Origin of the sequence: Leptospira licerasiae serovar Varillal str. VAR 010 (assembly GCF_000244755.1) — a bacterium.
Classification (GTDB): domain Bacteria; phylum Spirochaetota; class Leptospiria; order Leptospirales; family Leptospiraceae; genus Leptospira_B; species Leptospira_B licerasiae.
Window position 1 is genome coordinate 909,877 of sequence record NZ_AHOO02000005.1, and the last position, 16,022, is coordinate 925,898.

16 protein-coding genes and 1 tRNA gene are annotated in these 16,022 nt (G+C 41.0%); 10 read left to right on the forward strand and 7 right to left on the reverse strand.

Annotated features, from left to right (window positions below; all coding sequences use genetic code 11):
* Positions 1 to 147: 147 nt before the first annotated feature.
* On the forward strand, positions 148 to 2,523 hold the full coding sequence (locus LEP1GSC185_RS04695) for an ATP-binding protein (RefSeq protein WP_008594577.1): 2,376 nt from the start codon (positions 148 to 150) through the stop codon (positions 2,521 to 2,523).
* 1 nt (position 2,524) lies between these two features.
* Here LEP1GSC185_RS04695 and LEP1GSC185_RS04700 read toward each other — a convergent pair whose 3' ends face one another.
* The gene (locus LEP1GSC185_RS04700) at positions 2,525 to 3,568 is read right to left on the reverse strand and encodes a hypothetical protein (protein ID WP_008595413.1); all 1,044 of its coding nucleotides are present in this window, start codon (positions 3,566 to 3,568) and stop codon (positions 2,525 to 2,527) included.
* 325 nt (positions 3,569 to 3,893) lie between these two features.
* Between LEP1GSC185_RS04700 and LEP1GSC185_RS04710 the strand changes: the two genes are divergently transcribed.
* The 3 genes from LEP1GSC185_RS04710 to LEP1GSC185_RS04720 all read left to right on the forward strand — a co-directional run bounded on the left by LEP1GSC185_RS04710 (position 3,894) and on the right by LEP1GSC185_RS04720 (position 6,513).
* Positions 3,894 to 4,478, forward strand: a complete 585-nt coding sequence (locus LEP1GSC185_RS04710) for a tyrosine-type recombinase/integrase (protein ID WP_008594106.1) — start codon at positions 3,894 to 3,896, stop codon at positions 4,476 to 4,478.
* Positions 4,479 to 4,658: 180 nt separating this feature from the next.
* The gene (locus LEP1GSC185_RS04715) at positions 4,659 to 4,994 is read left to right on the forward strand and encodes an STAS domain-containing protein (protein ID WP_008596352.1); all 336 of its coding nucleotides are present in this window, start codon (positions 4,659 to 4,661) and stop codon (positions 4,992 to 4,994) included.
* Between the two features lie 22 nt (positions 4,995 to 5,016).
* Positions 5,017 to 6,513 (forward strand): ArnT family glycosyltransferase, encoded by a 1,497-nt coding sequence (locus tag LEP1GSC185_RS04720; RefSeq protein ID WP_008594982.1) that lies wholly within the window; start codon positions 5,017 to 5,019, stop codon positions 6,511 to 6,513.
* Here LEP1GSC185_RS04720 and LEP1GSC185_RS04725 read toward each other — a convergent pair whose 3' ends face one another.
* Together LEP1GSC185_RS04725 and LEP1GSC185_RS04730 are read right to left on the reverse strand one after the other, a co-directional pair.
* Complete coding sequence (locus LEP1GSC185_RS04725) at positions 6,514 to 7,011, reverse strand: acyl-CoA thioesterase (protein WP_008596393.1); 498 nt, start codon at positions 7,009 to 7,011, stop codon at positions 6,514 to 6,516.
* Positions 7,012 to 7,046: 35 nt separating this feature from the next.
* A complete protein-coding gene (locus LEP1GSC185_RS04730) occupies positions 7,047 to 8,087 on the reverse strand; it encodes an SMP-30/gluconolactonase/LRE family protein (RefSeq protein WP_008593711.1) in 1,041 nt (346 codons plus the stop codon).
* A gap of 121 nt (positions 8,088 to 8,208) precedes the next feature.
* Here LEP1GSC185_RS04730 and LEP1GSC185_RS04735 point away from each other — a divergent pair, with 121 nt between their 5' ends.
* Together LEP1GSC185_RS04735 and LEP1GSC185_RS04740 are read left to right on the forward strand one after the other, a co-directional pair.
* Complete coding sequence (locus LEP1GSC185_RS04735; RefSeq protein WP_008595605.1) at positions 8,209 to 8,466, forward strand: LIMLP_16025 family protein; 258 nt, start codon at positions 8,209 to 8,211, stop codon at positions 8,464 to 8,466.
* A 34-nt stretch (positions 8,467 to 8,500) separates the two neighbouring features.
* A complete protein-coding gene (locus LEP1GSC185_RS04740) occupies positions 8,501 to 9,322 on the forward strand; it encodes a penicillin-binding transpeptidase domain-containing protein (RefSeq protein ID WP_008594270.1) in 822 nt (273 codons plus the stop codon).
* 22 nt (positions 9,323 to 9,344) lie between these two features.
* Here LEP1GSC185_RS04740 and LEP1GSC185_RS04745 read toward each other — a convergent pair.
* A tRNA-Pro gene (locus LEP1GSC185_RS04745) sits at positions 9,345 to 9,416 on the reverse strand.
* Between the two features lie 86 nt (positions 9,417 to 9,502).
* Positions 9,503 to 9,985, reverse strand: a complete 483-nt coding sequence (gene sixA / locus LEP1GSC185_RS04750) for a phosphohistidine phosphatase SixA (protein WP_008593499.1) — start codon at positions 9,983 to 9,985, stop codon at positions 9,503 to 9,505.
* A 99-nt stretch (positions 9,986 to 10,084) separates the two neighbouring features.
* Between sixA and LEP1GSC185_RS04755 the strand changes: the two genes are divergently transcribed.
* The 3 genes from LEP1GSC185_RS04755 (at position 10,085) to LEP1GSC185_RS04765 (ending at position 13,423) form a co-directional block, all read left to right on the forward strand.
* Positions 10,085 to 11,002 (forward strand): ABC transporter ATP-binding protein, encoded by a 918-nt coding sequence (locus LEP1GSC185_RS04755; protein WP_008595232.1) that lies wholly within the window; start codon positions 10,085 to 10,087, stop codon positions 11,000 to 11,002.
* Positions 10,999 to 11,814 carry an ABC transporter permease gene (locus LEP1GSC185_RS04760; protein ID WP_008596203.1) on the forward strand — a complete coding sequence of 272 codons (816 nt, stop codon included), beginning with the start codon at positions 10,999 to 11,001 and terminating at the stop codon, positions 11,812 to 11,814. Before LEP1GSC185_RS04755 ends, LEP1GSC185_RS04760 begins: the two co-directional genes overlap by 4 nt.
* 85 nt (positions 11,815 to 11,899) lie before the next feature.
* A complete protein-coding gene (locus LEP1GSC185_RS04765) occupies positions 11,900 to 13,423 on the forward strand; it encodes an HDOD domain-containing protein (RefSeq protein ID WP_008595619.1) in 1,524 nt (507 codons plus the stop codon).
* A 51-nt stretch (positions 13,424 to 13,474) separates the two neighbouring features.
* On the opposite strand, the gene LEP1GSC185_RS04770 is transcribed toward LEP1GSC185_RS04765, so the two are convergent.
* Both LEP1GSC185_RS04770 and LEP1GSC185_RS04775 read right to left on the reverse strand, forming a co-directional pair.
* Positions 13,475 to 14,020 (reverse strand): peroxiredoxin family protein, encoded by a 546-nt coding sequence (locus LEP1GSC185_RS04770; RefSeq protein WP_008594449.1) that lies wholly within the window; start codon positions 14,018 to 14,020, stop codon positions 13,475 to 13,477.
* Between the two features lie 91 nt (positions 14,021 to 14,111).
* A complete protein-coding gene (locus LEP1GSC185_RS04775) occupies positions 14,112 to 14,597 on the reverse strand; it encodes a MarR family winged helix-turn-helix transcriptional regulator (RefSeq protein ID WP_008595795.1) in 486 nt (161 codons plus the stop codon).
* 263 nt (positions 14,598 to 14,860) lie between these two features.
* Here LEP1GSC185_RS04775 and rsgA point away from each other — a divergent pair, with 263 nt between their 5' ends.
* A complete protein-coding gene (gene rsgA / locus LEP1GSC185_RS04780) occupies positions 14,861 to 15,988 on the forward strand; it encodes a ribosome small subunit-dependent GTPase A (protein WP_008594015.1) in 1,128 nt (375 codons plus the stop codon).
* Positions 15,989 to 16,022: the final 34 nt, after the last annotated feature.

A 16,022-nucleotide genomic window follows, 5' to 3' on the forward strand; every position in this document is an offset into this window, starting at 1 on the left:
GCCTGGGGCGAGGTTCTGAATTTTTTATCCGACATAAAGAACAGCGGAAGAACTCCCTATATAGAAAATAAGGTCTTACCTTATTGGACTTGGATCCTTCCGTTAATACTATTTCATTTCGCTTCCAAGGCGTCTTTAGCCTTCCAAGTGGATACCGGAGTATCCATATCTTATCTTCCCATTCCTGTCGGTATCATATTATGTTTTTGGTGGGGTCCGGTGCGTACATTACCCGCAATGTACGCGAATTCGTTGTTCAGTGCGCATCTCTGGGGACTTCACGATGTGGACAAATATCCGATCTATTGCCTCTGGGAAGTTTTGGCGGTGGGGATTTCCTGGTTCTTTTTTATCAAATGGAGAAGGGGAAAATCTTGGATACCTGATCTAAGAGAGACAGTTCGATTTTTACTTTGGGTGGCATTTCCGGCAGCGATATGTAACGGATTTCTGGTTGCCGGAGGACTTGTCCTATTCGGAGATCTTTCTCAGGATAAATTGCTCGTATCTAGTTTGTCCGGATTGGTTGCCACGTTATTCGACACATTGAGCGTTTCCGTTCCCATACTATTATGGGTAACTCCTTGGATGGAGAAGAAAGGATGGGCAAAAACGGAAGGCGCCTGGGAAAATAGGGAAACCAGCTGGGACAGAAGCAGACTTAGGAACCTAAAACCAAAAAGGATCGCAGAAATTGTCACAATATTTTTGCTTTGTGGGGTATTCGGCGCGATCATACCTTCTTTGGAATACTGGTTCGTATTCGCGTTATTCGTTCTTTGGGCCGCATTAAGATACGGGATTACGATGGCCCTGACTGCAAATATTTGGGTGCAGATAGTCACTTTGGTATTTCCGGTCTTATTCGATCGTTCAGAACACGACCAATGGTTTAAGGACGATAAAGAACTTATCTTTTTGGTAAACTTGGGAATTTTATGCGTAGTTGCTTTGATCACAGGAAGGGCCACAAGCGATTCCAGAAAAGAGTTACAAAAAAGAAGAAGGATCGAAGGTAAACTATTACAAAGCCGAGAGCAATATCGAAAATTTTTCGAAGAAAATCTTTCCGCAAATTTTATCACAGACATGTCCGGAAATATTCTAGCGGCTAATTCCTCTTTTCTAAAGATGTTCGGATTTGAAACACAATCGGAAGTTTCTCTCAAGAATTTCGCGGATCTTTTTCCCTCTTACGATGATTATTCCTTCTTCTTACAAAAAATACAGATCAATTCTAGATTAGAAACTCACGAAGAGTTTTTTCAGGAAAAGAACGGGCTGCCGGTCCATACCACCGGAAATTATTTCGCTACATTCAATAAATCCGGAAATATAGATTCTATCAGAGGATATCTATTGGATGATACCCTGCGTCGCAAGTTAGAAGATCAGTTGATCGAATCCAAAAAATTAGAAACGATTGGAACTTTGGCGGGTGGGATCGCTCACGATTTTAATAATATTCTTCAAATAATTTCCGGGTATGCGACCCGAATGCAATTGGAATCCTCTAAATTTGCATCTCTTCTAGACATGTCCCGCTCTATCAATGCAGCCGCGGCGAGGGGAGCAATTATAGTTCGCAGACTTCTTTCCTTAGCTAGAAAAGGAGGGGGAGGATTTAAAACGATCTTAGTGGACCAATTGATCAATGAAACGATAGATCTATTGCTGCCAACATTCTCAGAAAAAATAAAATTCAAAAAAGAATATAAAGAAGAACTTCCTACGATCTTGGGAGATTATTCCCAGTTGGAGCAGGTGCTTATCAATCTTTGTTTGAATGCAAGAGATGCGCTTCCGGAAGGAGGAGAGATCTCTCTACGAGCTTTTGCGGTGCAGGGGGCAAATATCCGGGAATCATTTCCGCTTTCAGAACCTGCCGAATATCTTTGTATAGAAATTTCGGACAACGGAGAAGGAATGAGCGAAGAGACCAGGAAAAGGATCTTCGAACCATTCTTTACCACAAAGACGAAGACCCAAGGTAGCGGACTCGGAATGTCCATGGTTTACGGAATTATGCAAAACCACGAAGGAATGGTGCAGGTAAGTTCCCACTTAGGAGCGGGTACGAGTATTCGATTATTTTTCCCGGTGGCAAAAACCAAAACTTCTCAATTTATAGAAACTTCCGGAAAGAGTTCTCAAACCTCTACTGGAATCATATTAGTAGTAGAAGAATCCCCATATCTGTCGGAAATCCTAAAAGACCAAATGTTGGCCATGGGATTTAGGTTGATCAGCGCAGATAGCGAAAAAAAGGCTCATGAAATATTAAATAAATTTAAATCTAGCGCGGTTTTAACCGTAATCGATCTGGATTTTGAAAATTTTTCTTCTTTGGGATTTTTGGAAACCATCAGGCGAGAATGCCCCGAACTGAAAATTTTCGTCTCCGGAACCGACTTCGGAAATGAAACAAAGGAAAAACTTTCCGCACTCGGAATTAGCGATCATTTGGAAAAGCCCTATAAGATCCGGGATCTGATCGAATTCTTTTATACGAAAAGTTTCTGAATTAAGCCGCCTTTGCCTTCTCTTTCACTTTAGCGTTCTTAAAAAAGAATGCAAAGCCCTGCACCAGATCGAAGATCGCAGGGATTTGAGCTAAAGAAATCCCTACATCCCCGTGAGAGATCAAAGGTGTGAGCACCAATTTGGATTTTTTATTAGGAAGATTTTCTTTTAAGATCACTGCTTCTTTTGCCGGGACCACATTATCTCCCAAACCATGAACGATAGAAACATGGCAATCCAGCAGGTGTAATTTATCTTTTACTTGTAATTCTTGTAAGAAGGAACTTTGAGATCCTGCGTTGGCTAAGATTTCTTTCCAGATGTTTTCTCTAAAACTTTTATCTTCTCTTAACTTAAAAAATACTTCTTTATTTTCAGAGCTGATATTTTCCAAAACGGTAGGGAGTTCCAGGGACTCTCTGGAGAAACTTCCGTCCAAAACGCATGCCTTTAACGCGAATTCCAATTCTTGGTTATCCGATTTAAGGGCATACTTTACAAAATTATAAAGAAGTATCATCCTTCCATATTCGTCTCCCTCGTCCGAGGTCATCACATAATCCAAAGTGGATTGCACATCACAATATGCGCCTATAGTAAGGATAGAAGAGATCTTCTTGCCTACCTCGGGATCGGAAGCGGCGATCAACCCCATACTTCCCGAAAAAGAAGGAGCGATATAAGAAAGTTTTTGGTCCGGACAATACTCTTTATTAGAAGAGATATGAAGTATCAGATCTTTTATCTTTTCGATTGTCTCTTTCCGAATTCTGAATTGTGTTACTTCCACTAATAATGGAGAGATTACAGTATAGCCTACCGCAGCCGCTGATCTGCAAACCGCCGCGAATCTTGGGTCCTTATTTCCCAAGTACGCCAATCCGTTTACCGCCAGAATAGTTCCGCAGGATTTTCCTTTCGGTGTATAAAGAATCGCAGGAATTTCAAAATTGTCCGTCTTAACTATGATTTCTTGTTCTGAGACTTTAGGAGGAGTCAATTGGCAATGAAGGGCGAATTTAGCCGCCTTCCAGAAATATTTCATATTTGTATCCAAACCCGAACTCGTTAAGATCGGATAACAATTTTATGACGATTTGAAAAGTCCGGGAACAATCGGACCGCGCTCTAGGCTCCAATCCGCTTCGCGGGATTTCCGCTACGATCGCTGTCGCGATTCCTAAAAGCGGACCTTAGATTATTAGGAAGGATTATTCCAAGTGGAACAGTGATTCCATGTTCCAGTGTTTATCCCGGTAACCACTATTCCGCAAATCCATCAATCGAACTGGCAAATTCTACTTTGCAGCACCTTCTGAACGTTTCACTTTCCGAGAAAAAAAATCAAATGATCACATTAGGGTATTCGAATGAAAAAAAAGAAAAAAAGCAGAACCAAAATTCTGCCTGAGGACAACCCGGCTTTAAGCAAGGAAGAGATCCGTCTCCTTCTAAACGCGTCCAGAACTCACGAAAATCACTATCTTTGGTTTCGAATGTTATACTCTTTCGGGTTGCAACTTTCCGAGTTGGTCTCCTTAAGAGTAGAAGATTTGGACTGGTCCCATCATAAAATATTGATCCATCATTCCCAAACTTTACACCCCAGAAATCCTTCCATTCCACATTCTCTAAGAAGGGACCTCTGGCTCATCTCTCAAGGCAAACAGGGAGAGGACTTTTTATTTTCCGGGAGGATAGGCAAACTTCGTCCCAGGACTGTTCAAAAAATGTTTTCCAAACTAGAGGAAATGACGGGTCTTTCGATTTCAGTTTTTAGGCTAAGAAGAAGTTTAGCTTCTCACCTGATCGAGGCCGGCTGGGACCTGGAAAGTATACAGGAACAGTTAGGGCTGTCCTCCCAAAAATCCCTGAAAGATTTGCTTGGCCAGAAACCTAAGCAGGCCCCGCTCAAGATATTTCCGTTGGAGGAGATTAATGGGTCGGCGGCATAATATTCCAAATTTAGGATTTTCCAACGATAGGAGAATGGAGGAGATGGGAAAAAATTCTTGTAAAACCCCATTTCCTCACTATTTTAGTCTACGGCGAACTTTCCGTTCCCCTTTTGTAACTAAAAAAGGAAATTTTCTTTGTCGGAATATGATCTTATGGATCGTCGCTCGGAGCCTAGCTTGGAAATTAAAACGAAAAAAGTAGGGAAGCATACCCTAGTTCAATTGGACGGCAGGCTGGATATCACGCATTCGGACGAGGTAGAGGCAAAACTTCTAGACGATGTCCAGGCCGGAACAGGTGATATAATCATTAACTTGCAAAATATTTCTTATATATCTTCTTCCGGGATCAGGATATTCGTAGGAATGGTCCGGGAATTAGAAAAGCAGAATCGAAAACTTAAACTTTGCAATATCACGCCTAACGTTAAAAAGGTTTTCGACGTTGTGGAATTGTTGGATCTTTTCGAAGTCTACGAAACCGAACAAGAAGCATTAGCTACCTTAAAATAATCAGCCGGGGGCGCTTTGTATTATGGGTTCCCCCGCTAGCACAGAAGACCGATCCTCCGAAATTTACGGACTCATCGGTCTTTTCTTTTTATCCATACTTTCTCTTTTAATATTTAGGATCTCCGGATTGGAGTTCCCACCGGTTTGGCCTGACGAGGTCTTATTCTATTCTCCTTCCTTGGATTTTGCAGAAAACGGACTCTTCCGCACGGACGTGTTGGAAGGTTTAGTAAAAGGGATGGAAACCAAAACACTTTGGATGCCGCCGGTTTTCTTTTTACTAAACGGATTGGTTTTGAAATTTTGGGGAGAAGGTCTCGAAGTCCTAAGATTATTCGCTGCAATCTTAACCGTCACGAGCGTCTGGGTATTTTGGTTCATACTAAAAACATTCGATTATTCTCCGATCGCAAGACTTGGCGCTTCCTTACTTTTATTCACCGATCTATTGTTCTTAAGAGTGGGTTGGACTGCAAGAATGGAAGCACTCTGTTTGTTTTGGGCACTTCTATCCTTACTAGTACTTGCAAGAAAGGCAAAATGGAAAGGGGATATCCCTCTTGAACAATACGAAGCGTTCTTATCCGGATTTTTTTTAGGGATCTCATTTTTATCACATCCATTCGGTGCAATTTTCGGAGTGCCTGCATTACTTCTGATCCACCAAGCAAAGGCATGGAAGGTTTGGATGTTTTGGTTGGGGGGTGCGCTCCCAATACTAGCTTGGGGAATTTGGATCCATCCTGATTGGGGAATTTTTTTCTACCAATTCGGTGCTCAGTTCGGACGTAAAAAAGATCTATTCCAATCCTTCTCTCCGGTCACAAAGATCAAAGTATTATTGGGCGGATACGAATCTCCAGGACTAAGGTTATTCTTTTATTTGGCATTAGCGTACGGACTTTGGGTGGTGAGAGGGGAAATTAAGGACAAGCCAAAATCTGCATTCTTCTTTTCTGCGTGGACTGTTTCCATCCTATTCTTTTTGATCTTATCCACTGAATATTATTATGTGATGTACTTATGTATCCCTTTATCCGCTTTAGGAGGATTCTTTTTCGAACGGATCAGAAGCAGAAGGGTGCAGTTCATCGCGGCTATATTAGTATTTTCCAATATTGCAATTTTAGTGAATGCTTATAAAAGGATAGGTTTTGGAAATCCTGAATTCGATCTAAAGGATAGATTTTACGAGGTTTTAGGACCGGAGCTAAAAGGTTCTAAAAAGATGTATTTGCAGGCAATTCCGGATCCATACTTCCATATTCGAAAGGAATATCCGAATCTAAAGATCCTCGAATTTATCCCCGGAGAACTTCCAATTCCGAAAGAGGATTTTATCCAAACCTTGGATTCAATAGATACGTTCGTCTTTTCGGATCGCCAGAAAAGGAATGAATTCGTACAGTCTTATCTAGAAGAGAATTCTTCCAAATTTAGAAAATCCAAGATCACCGCAGAACCTTCTACACTTAGAAAAGTAGTAAATGTAGAAGCAGAAGTATATCGCAGAAGATAATTAAACGTTTCCGTTATCTTTGATCTTTTTAACCAGATTACGATTTGATTCCTGGCGGAGTATCGCGTTTTCATATCTTCTGATCTCTGTTTCCGTTTCCGGTTTTAGTTTAGGAATAGGACAGGGCTTCTTATTCTCATCCAAAGCAACGAATGTTAGATATGCCGTGGTTGCGCGAGTGACAACTCCAGAATAAGGATTTTCTTTAGAGACTTGGACGCCGATCTCCATAGAAGTCCTTCCCGCATAGTTTGCGGAAGCCTTTAGGATTACATGATCTCCGAGAGAGATCGGTTCTAGAAAATTCAGTTTGTCCACACTTGCAGTGACTGCTTCTCTTCCACAGTGTCTTTGGGCGACCATTACGGCGATCGAGTCTATCCAAGACATTAAGGTCCCTCCGAAGAGGGTGCCATAATGATTGGTGTGGTCCGGCATAACTATATGCCTAGTTTCCACTGCGGATTGTTTCGGTGTTTTTGTAATTTCTTCCGACATCTATGATTTAGACTAACGATCCCAGTATTACGTTCTTATAATTGGCATTGCAGTATAAAATCGTTGAATACTTGAGCGATATAGACTCTTTCCTTATAACTAAGTGCAGTGCTTCCTGCAGAGATCAATTCTCCTGAGTTGGAAAAAATTTCTTTGATCGAATCGTCCGGAGCGATACTGAATATCTTTGTTGGGGAATGAGATTCAGCATTGCTTGCATGTTTTAGGAATTTCATGACAGAAGGGTGAGTGACCGTGAAGATGGTCCCTTTTTCATCTATCTCCAGATTGTCCGGTCCGCTTCCGAGTAGGATCGATTTAGGTTCCCCTAATACGATCTTTCCATTCTCTCTTTTGATATCGAATTTTAAAACTGTACCTTCGTTAAAGGAAGATCTGTACAAAACTTCTTTTCCATCGGGTCTTTTTACATAAAGGATCCCGTTCCCTAAAGAGACAGGATTACCTAAGGAAGACCAAGATTTTCCGTCATAGTAAGCGATCTCGGAACGTTTCATTCTGAAAAGATCATGAAATAGGTAGAGCATGAATCCTCCTTCTCCATGATCGTTAGAAACGAAAATTTCATTTTCAGACGCGACCGATAGATCGTTAGGACTTGTAACCAAAGGATCTTGCAGAGTTTGGATATGTTTCCATTTTCCTACCTTTGATTTTGCAGAAGGTTTTTCCGTTCTTTCGAAAACCTCTATGGAATGTTCTTTGTATAAAGTGATATGGGAGATCACATACAATCTATATTTTCCGTTTTGGTTCAGAAGGCTCATCCCATGAGGTCTAAAATTTTTAGGATAATCTACTTCCAATAATTTGGGTTCAAGTGGGGAAGAATTCAGATCCAAAAAGTAGATTTTTCCTTCCTGGTCCTTGATCCTTCTTTCGTGAGAAGATATATAAAGTAAACCTGCATCTCTATCGATCGCCAAATCTTCCGGGCCGGGCATTCCGGAAATCTTGGAGCAGCTTTTTAGGGGGATATCTTTGATATCACCGGAACAATTGCTGAAAAACAGCCCAAAAACGGTAAATACTAAGGGGAGAATGAAAACTCGCATGGGGTCCAAGGGTCTGCCCTAAATCCGGCACTGGCAACCAGATTCAAAGCTTGAGGAGGAATTTTATTCTTGCATTTTTTGTGCAGTGCATAAAAATGGAGTGAAAAAGGAATAGCATGGCATGGATAACCAAAAGCTTAACGATTTAATCAATGCCGGAATTGGGGCCGTCCAGACTTCCAAGGAGATTTTCGATAAACTTCTCGAAGATCTTAACGAAGGTAAGGAGAAGGTGGAGCAGAGATTTGACGAACTCAAAGCACAGGGAGAAAAAGACCTGAGTGAGAATGCGTTGAAATTCAAAGTTCCTTTGGCTTGGGGAATCGTTAAAATTGAAGAGATTCGCGAGAATATCTTAAAACAATTTTTAAAGAAATGATGGGCGGATTTTTCCCCTGGAATAGGAAACGATCATGTTTCGATTTTCAGTGGGAAAAAATTCCGCTTTAGGCCGCTTTTTACTCTTTCAACTATCTTCTCTTTTTCTTCTAACACCGTTATACTCCCAAAGTTTTTCTCCAAAAAGTAACTCAAAGGAGTTGATCCTTGTGACTGAGGTCGCTCTAGGTAAGCCTAGGTCAGAAAAGATCTATGGCGCCTCCGAATTCCTGAAAAAGGAATACTCTCCTGCTTCTACATTTAAAACCTATCTAGTTCTCTCTTTGATCGAAAACAATATAATTGATCCTAAAGAAAAGATAGAATGTGCAGACGAACATATTCCTAATTCTCCCAGGCTTTTGGATTTAAGAGATGCTATGTTTTATTCCTCTAATCAGTATTTCGAAAAAGTTTTTCCTAAATTAGGAAAGGAAAAATTGGATATTACTCTACGTAAGATCAATTATTTAGAAAATCCTAATGTGACCGCCAGAATCGAAGATTGGTGGACCGATCTTTCAGGATTGAAACACGGAGGAAAGATTCGATTAACTCCTAAGAGTGTACATTCTTCTTGGTCCAAAATTTTCGAGAATGGTTACGGGTTTAACAAGTATATTATGGAAGAATGGAAAAACGTTCTTTTCTGGTCGAAATGTCCGGAAAGATCGGCTAACGTATATGGCAAAACCGGTTCTTGGGGAGGCAGTTTTTGGTTCCAAGGCGCTTTGGTAAGATCCGAAAACGATTATGTCATATATACGATCTTGGATCGAAGTAAATCAGGCTCCAGAACAGGAACAATCCAAAGATTTTATAATTTAGTCGGATGTAAGGTCCCTAGTTTGGAATGAAGAGAATTTAAGATGAGGACTTTCGGAGTGACTGGACTTGAACCAGCGACCCCTTCCCCCCCAGAGAAGTGCGCTACCACTGCGCTACACCCCGGTCCTCAGGAGTATGATTTTTCAAGATTGATTCCTATGTAAATCGGTTTTTAAGAACAGGTTCGCAGCTTAAGTAAGCGTGAAGGATCAACAAAGAAAGTCGGGAGACACAAACCATATGATCTGTCCCCCTTGGAATTTTTCGCGGGGAATATTCACTGCAAGTGCCGAACCGGGAGTGAATAGAAAAGATTTCCCGACTCCTGAAATTCCCAAGAGAGTTTCCGCAAACACACTCACGTCGGGACTATGGCCCACTAAAAGGATAGCGTCGGAGTTGGAGTTATCCTTAAGAAGAGGACAGATCCTAAAGTAGTCTTCTCCGGGAAGAAGATATTCTGCGGATTCGGTCTCTAATTCCGGTTTTAAAATTTTGGAATAAATTTCAGCGGTGGCTTTTGTGCGAACGTATGGACTGTGATAGATCTTTTTGATCTTGAATCCGGTCTGAAAGAATCGAGCCATCTTTTCTATATCAGTGATTCCCTTGGGAGTTAGTACCCTGGAGGAGTCTTTGCCGTCGTCTGAATGGGGATCGGCTTCCCCATGTCTGGCTATGATAATCTTCATAGAATAAATGTAGAATTGTGCGTACGCGTTCTAATAAAAAGGATTGCTTCGGGAAGCAATGGAACTATCGTCTCCGGCACTTGGTCTAAGGATTTTTGAATGCCTCAATTTGCAATTGAAATAGAGCACCTACGCAAATTTTATCCGAAAGTAAAAGCATTACAAGGAATTGATCTAAAAATTCCACAAGGCGGGATTTTCGGTCTACTCGGACAGAACGGAGCCGGCAAAACTACCTTAGTTCGTATTTTGCTTGGTTTCTCCAAACAGTCCGAAGGTACTTGTAAGGTTTTGGGTTTGGAACCTTCTCCTATTGCTAGGACCAAAATCGGTTATCTTCCGGAAAGAATGGCGGTCCCCACTTATTTGAGTGGGAGAGAATTTTTAGAAGCAAGTTTTAAGCTCGCATTACTTTCGTCTTCCGTTGCCAAAAAGAAAAGTTCGGAGTTTTTAGAAAAGTTAGGATTGGCGGAAGCCGCCGATCGAAAGATTTCCACGTATTCCAAGGGAATGCTCCAGAGATTGGGGCTTGCAAACGCTTTGGGGGCCGAGCCCGAACTTTTGCTATTAGACGAGCCTGGTACCGGTTTGGATCCTGCAGGTTATAAAGAATTCAGGGAATTAATTTTAGAGGAGAATCAGAAGAGAGGAGTCACTATTCTGATCAACTCTCATCGTTTGTTGGAAGTAGAACAGATCTGTACCGAGATCGGTATTCTTCATAAGGGAAATTTAATGGCCCAGGGCAAACTGGATGAATTAAAACAAGGAAAGGATCGTATTCGTATACGTTTGGAATCCGCTCCCGAATCTTATTTAGAAGAAATCTCTTTGGAATATAAGAAAGACGGAAAAATTTGGGAAATACGCCCTAAACCAGAAGTGGATCTGAAAAAACTTCCTGCAATCTTAGTAGAGAAGGGTGCGGAAATTTTTCTCTACGAAAGAAAAACCGAATCTTTAGAGGACGTATTCTTTCGACTGACCCAAGGTCACGAAAATGGAGGATCAAATTGAGCTCTCAATCTGATTTCAAATTTTTTATTTCCTCCGCGTTTCAGCAGATTGGGACGCTACTTCGTCTAACGTTCGTCCAGGTTCTTAGGCGTAAGGCAATATTCTTTTACTTCTCTCTATTAGCCTTTTTCCTATTGGGAGAATGGACCTGTACTACTTCTGTGGGAGGAGAGACCAGCCATGGTGTTTCTTCTTATATGTATTTTATCCTGACCTCTTTTTGGAGTCTGGTCTTTTTAGTGATCTTGACTTCGGACCTTCTCCGCCAAGACATGGACTCTCAGGTTCACACACTTTGGTTGAGTCGTCCGGTGGATCCGTTTGCGTATGTGGGAAGTAAGGGACTTGCGTTGCTAATATGTGTAGTCCTTTTCGTTCTTTTGGCTTTTGGGATCAGTTCTTGGTTCTCTTTGGAAATTCCTTGGGAGTTTCTTTGGTATCAGGGAACCATGATGTTGGTGTATTCGTTTTTTGTTCTATTGGTTCTGTTGATAACTTTATTCTCGAACCAGTCTCTTGCGATCGTAAGTTCTCTCGGTCTTATACTTTTCAGCTGTATTTTGGATTTTGTGGCCTATAACCAAAATATCGATATGTCAGCGGAAGCGAGCGATGTTAAAAAATTCGTTCTAAAAACGATCTACTGGGTCGTTCCCCAGGTCGGGACTGTTTTTTATCATTCTTTCGCACTTTTTTTGGGAAAGGCAGATCCTAAAAATTACTACGGACCTTATTCATTCGTCCAAGTAGGAGCATGGATCGTAATTTTAAAATCCACTCTATGGTTGAGCACTCGGCACAAAGAGATTTAGGCCCTAAGGGATTGGGGGAATTTAATCTAGGGTTGACAAAACCTGCTCAGCAGTAGGATATAGCAGGCCCTTCCGCCGAGCGAAAATGAATATAAACTGGTACCATTTCGAAAAGGAAGGATACTATCTGAGCGTTCGGAACGTAAACGAACGCATTGAAAAGCTAAATCCTCTCTATATCCGTTTTACCACCTTAAACAAAAGTGTGGATAAACTGCTTAGCGTTCTTTTGGACAGGTACCTGGTCTATTTGGATGCGATCTCCCTTAAAGAATCCGTTTTTTCTATCTTAAGAGAAAGTGCGATGAACGCCGTTAAGGCAAATTCCAAACGTATCTTTTTTGCAGAAAATAATCTGAACATTTCCAATCCCGATGATTACATACGAGGAATGGCGAATTTCAAAAAGGAAATGATCAAGGACAAGGAAAGATATGCAGCCTTGTTGGAAAAGGTCAAATTCCATTGTTTGATCACTCTCGCTTTTAATCGAACTAGCTTTTTAATGAGAGTCTCAAATAACGCTCCTATCATTCCGGAAGAGTTGAAACGTGTTGAGAACAGGATCGGTAAGAGTAAAGAGTATAACGACTTGGGCGAAGTTTTTGCAGACCATGCGGACGATTCCGAAGGCGCAGGCCTCGGACTTGCAATGTCCCTTTTGATGTTAAAGAACGAAGGGATCGCTGCTGATTCTTATAAGTTAAAAGCGGAAGGTGGGATCACTTCCGCTTATATTAAAATTCCTTTAGACTTCAAACATCGAAATGTTTCCTACCAACGAACTGTCGAAATTATAGCAGAGATAGACAAACTTCCTACATTTCCTGAAAACCTGAATCAGATCATGAGTTTGATCAATAAACCGGATTCTTCCATCCAGCAGATCACGGAACAGGTCGGAAGGGACGTTTCCTTATCTACCAATATCCTAAAGCTTGCGAACTCTGCGTCCTTTGCGCAAGGAAGAAAGGTAGAAACACTTGAAGATGCGATCAAGCTTATCGGTCTATCTGAATTAAATAATATTCTTTTGAGCCTTGGGACTAAAAAGATCCTGGAAGAAAGATACAAAGAATTCGAACATATTTGGGAAATGTCCAGCCTCTCGGCTTATATCTGCAGAAGGCTCGGAGAAAGAATGGGCTGGAAGAAAACATTCCTGACCAATCTGGTGTGTGCCGCACTTCTTCATAATATCGGGCTTGTACTTTTACTTTCTCTAGAAGGAGATACGATCGAAAAGTTAACCGATATTTCCGGAAAAAAACTTTTACCTTCTACCCTAGGATTAGAAGAGGCTGCCCTAGGTATCACTCATACTTCCTTGGGAGGTATGATCTGTGAAAAATGGAATTTTTCGGATACGATCAAGGTCGCCGCGGAATATCACCATAGACCGTTGATGGCCAAAAAGGAATCCAGGGATGTCGTATTTGCTGTCTATTTATCCGATTGGATCATAGACTGTCTGGATGGAAAAGCGGATCCTGCCGCAATTCACTGGGAAGTTCTTCAACATTTCGGCTTTAAAAAAGACGAAGAATGGTTGGAGTTCGGTAAGAAGGTTATAGAAGAATACAAGGCCTTTCAGAAACATTCCGGATGATTCTATACTTGATCCGGAATATCTCTTGAATCTTAAAAATTTCGAAATAGGTTAAACCGCTAAAGAGTTTGCCCAATCTTTAATTTCATTCAAATCTAGATGCTCTCCTATTAGAGAACTGTAAAATGCGGTCCGGATTTTAAAATTCTCATCAATCAAGAAGTCCGCAGGTATTCTAAAAAAATTAGATCCTTCTTGCGGAACTAATGAAAACCCCGCAGCAGCTGCCTCCTGGATGCGGGATTTTACAATTTCCGACTCCATAGATTTTTGAACTTTCTCCTGCGAAACTTCCACCTCATACAATGAATAAATGGAAGCGTTTGGATCTGGAATTAATTGAAAAGGAGGTTTTTGTTTTCCTACGAATGGGATCATATCCTCCGCCTTGGATTCGAATATCGCAAGAATCGCAAGATTTTCGAATTCCTGGAAATTTTTTATGAGAGAATGCACTCTTAGATTACATAAAGCGCAAGCTCCGTTTCTTAAGAAAGAGATCAAAATCCTTTTTCCTTTTAATTCGGATAAAGAATGTGAATTCCCCTCCAGATCTTTATATTGAAAATCTTTGGCTGTTTGTCCGGTGGTAAGCATTGTTTCACTCCACATTAATTATATAAATAATTATTGCTTAGGCAACTATTATTTATATAATTATGACGGAGGATTCTTTTTTTTGTTCTTTTTATTTCGGGGTAACTTCGGATAAATCCCAATTTTGGAGGATATTCTTTTCTATTTTCTCGGAAATCGATTTCAATACTTCTAAATCTTCCGATTTTAAGCCCTTATACACGATTTTTCGGGCCTCCAACATGAACGGGATCGTATTCTCTAATAGAGACTTGCCTGCTTTGGTGATGGAGATGGTGAACTTTCTACGATCATCCGGATTATCTTGGCGAACGACTAGCCCCTTCTTCTCCAAGCCGTCCAAAAGCCTTGTTATATTCGGTCTGTCTTTGAAAGTTTTGTCTACTAGATCGGTCTGGGAAACGGATTTAAAGAGAGAAAGACGATTTAGCAGGAACCATTGCTCTACGGTTAGATCCGTTTCGTGATCAGACATTAACTTGCTGAAATGAAGACGTAATAGACGATCCGTTCTGGAAAAATAATAAGCGAAAGCTGAATCTATAAGATTTGTTTCTTTTTTGGGATCACTGGCCATATAAAGCCGAGTATAGAGTGGATGTTTCTCCGGCCAAAGAAAAAATTAAACTAGTTCGTTCGATTTGACTTTTAATCCGATACTTTCTCTTTCCATTAAAAAAAACTTTACAACTTCGATCGGACCCGAAAGTCTAAAAGTTATAGTTTGCATATGATTGCCTGTATTTAACAACCTTTTCCTCAAAGGGCCCTCGTATCACGAGGGAGTTATATGAAATAGTCTTATTGACTACCTATAGTTATAGGTTTGGGCAAAATAAAATGGATCAAAAACCATCTTTGAATTTATCCGTATGGGATGCGGATAGAGAAAAAGAATTTATTAAAATTTCAGAAGAGCTATGTATCTCCGATGCGCTCCCTGCAAGGATTATCGGAGAGCAAGGACAAGAGTTTCGTCTCGAGCTAGGAAGTTTAAAAGAAGAGGGTACCGGAATTCTAACCGGCGCTCTTCGTTTTAATGCGGATTCTTGTCTGGATCTGCCGGTTGCAGGCGATTGGGTTCTTGTTACTAAGTTAAGCGGTGAAGAGTATTTAATCCACAAAGTACTTCCAAGAAGAAGTTTATTGGTACGGAAAACCAAAGGAGATACTTTAAAGCCGGATCCGATCTGTGCAAACATGGACAGGATCTTTCTTTTGCAAGGTTTGGATGGGGACTTCCAACCAAGAAGATTGGAAAGGACTTTAATACAAATCTGGGAGAGTAAGGCTACTCCCGTAGTTGTGTTAACCAAAAAAGATCTGTATTCGGACAGAGAAGAAGAGCTAAGGGAGAAGATTGGTATCGTCCAAAGATCTTGTCCAGGAGTAGAGGTATTCTCAGTTTCCAATCATAAACAAGAAGGTTTAGAAGAACTGGAGATGTTTTGGAAGGACGGATCTACCTCCGCTTTTATAGGATCGTCCGGAGTAGGAAAATCTTCCCTTCTGAACTTATTGATCGGAGAAAAGATCAGGTCCGTAAACGAAGTAAGAGAATCGGATTCTAAAGGAAGACATACCACCACGAATAGATGGATGTTCCGATTGGATTCCGGTGCTTGGATCTTGGATACTCCAGGTATGAGAGAGATCCAACTTTGGTCCGATGGTTCGGGTCTAGAAGAAACCTTTCCTGAAATTTTCGAAGCAGCGGAACATTGTAGATTCCAAGATTGTTCTCACATTAGTGAACCTGATTGTGGAGTAAAGATTGCAATCGGATACGGAAAAATTGCGGAAGAAAGATTCAAAAGTTATCTAAAACTCAAAAGGGAACTGGAAAGGACAGCTAACTTAAGCGCTCCCAACTCGGTTGAATTCAGAGAACAAAAAGCGAAGTGGAAATCCATCCACAAAGAGCAAAAAAGGATGCAACAACAACGGGACCGAGAAAGGTATCGTTAGTTTCAGAAAGAGCAGGGGAGATTCTCCTCTGCTC

Bases quoted from the DNA above. Each gene is read 5' to 3' on its own strand.
- LEP1GSC185_RS04740 (WP_008594270.1), top strand. From the start codon at position 8,501: ATGTTTCGATTTTCAGTGGGAAAAAATTCCGCTTTAGGCCGCTTTTTA.
- LEP1GSC185_RS04700 (WP_008595413.1), bottom strand. From the start codon at position 3,568: ATGAAATATTTCTGGAAGGCGGCTAAATTCGCCCTTCATTGCCAATTG.
- LEP1GSC185_RS04765 (WP_008595619.1), top strand. From the start codon at position 11,900: ATGAATATAAACTGGTACCATTTCGAAAAGGAAGGATACTATCTGAGC.
- LEP1GSC185_RS04730 (WP_008593711.1), bottom strand. From the start codon at position 8,087: ATGCGAGTTTTCATTCTCCCCTTAGTATTTACCGTTTTTGGGCTGTTT.
- LEP1GSC185_RS04725 (WP_008596393.1), bottom strand. From the start codon at position 7,011: ATGTCGGAAGAAATTACAAAAACACCGAAACAATCCGCAGTGGAAACT.
- LEP1GSC185_RS04710 (WP_008594106.1), top strand. From the start codon at position 3,894: ATGAAAAAAAAGAAAAAAAGCAGAACCAAAATTCTGCCTGAGGACAAC.
- LEP1GSC185_RS04735 (WP_008595605.1), top strand. From the start codon at position 8,209: ATGGATAACCAAAAGCTTAACGATTTAATCAATGCCGGAATTGGGGCC.
- LEP1GSC185_RS04720 (WP_008594982.1), top strand. From the start codon at position 5,017: ATGGGTTCCCCCGCTAGCACAGAAGACCGATCCTCCGAAATTTACGGA.
- LEP1GSC185_RS04770 (WP_008594449.1), bottom strand. From the start codon at position 14,020: ATGCTTACCACCGGACAAACAGCCAAAGATTTTCAATATAAAGATCTG.
- LEP1GSC185_RS04755 (WP_008595232.1), top strand. From the start codon at position 10,085: ATGCCTCAATTTGCAATTGAAATAGAGCACCTACGCAAATTTTATCCG.
- LEP1GSC185_RS04775 (WP_008595795.1), bottom strand. From the start codon at position 14,597: ATGGCCAGTGATCCCAAAAAAGAAACAAATCTTATAGATTCAGCTTTC.
- sixA (WP_008593499.1), bottom strand. From the start codon at position 9,985: ATGAAGATTATCATAGCCAGACATGGGGAAGCCGATCCCCATTCAGAC.
- rsgA (WP_008594015.1), top strand. From the start codon at position 14,861: ATGGATCAAAAACCATCTTTGAATTTATCCGTATGGGATGCGGATAGA.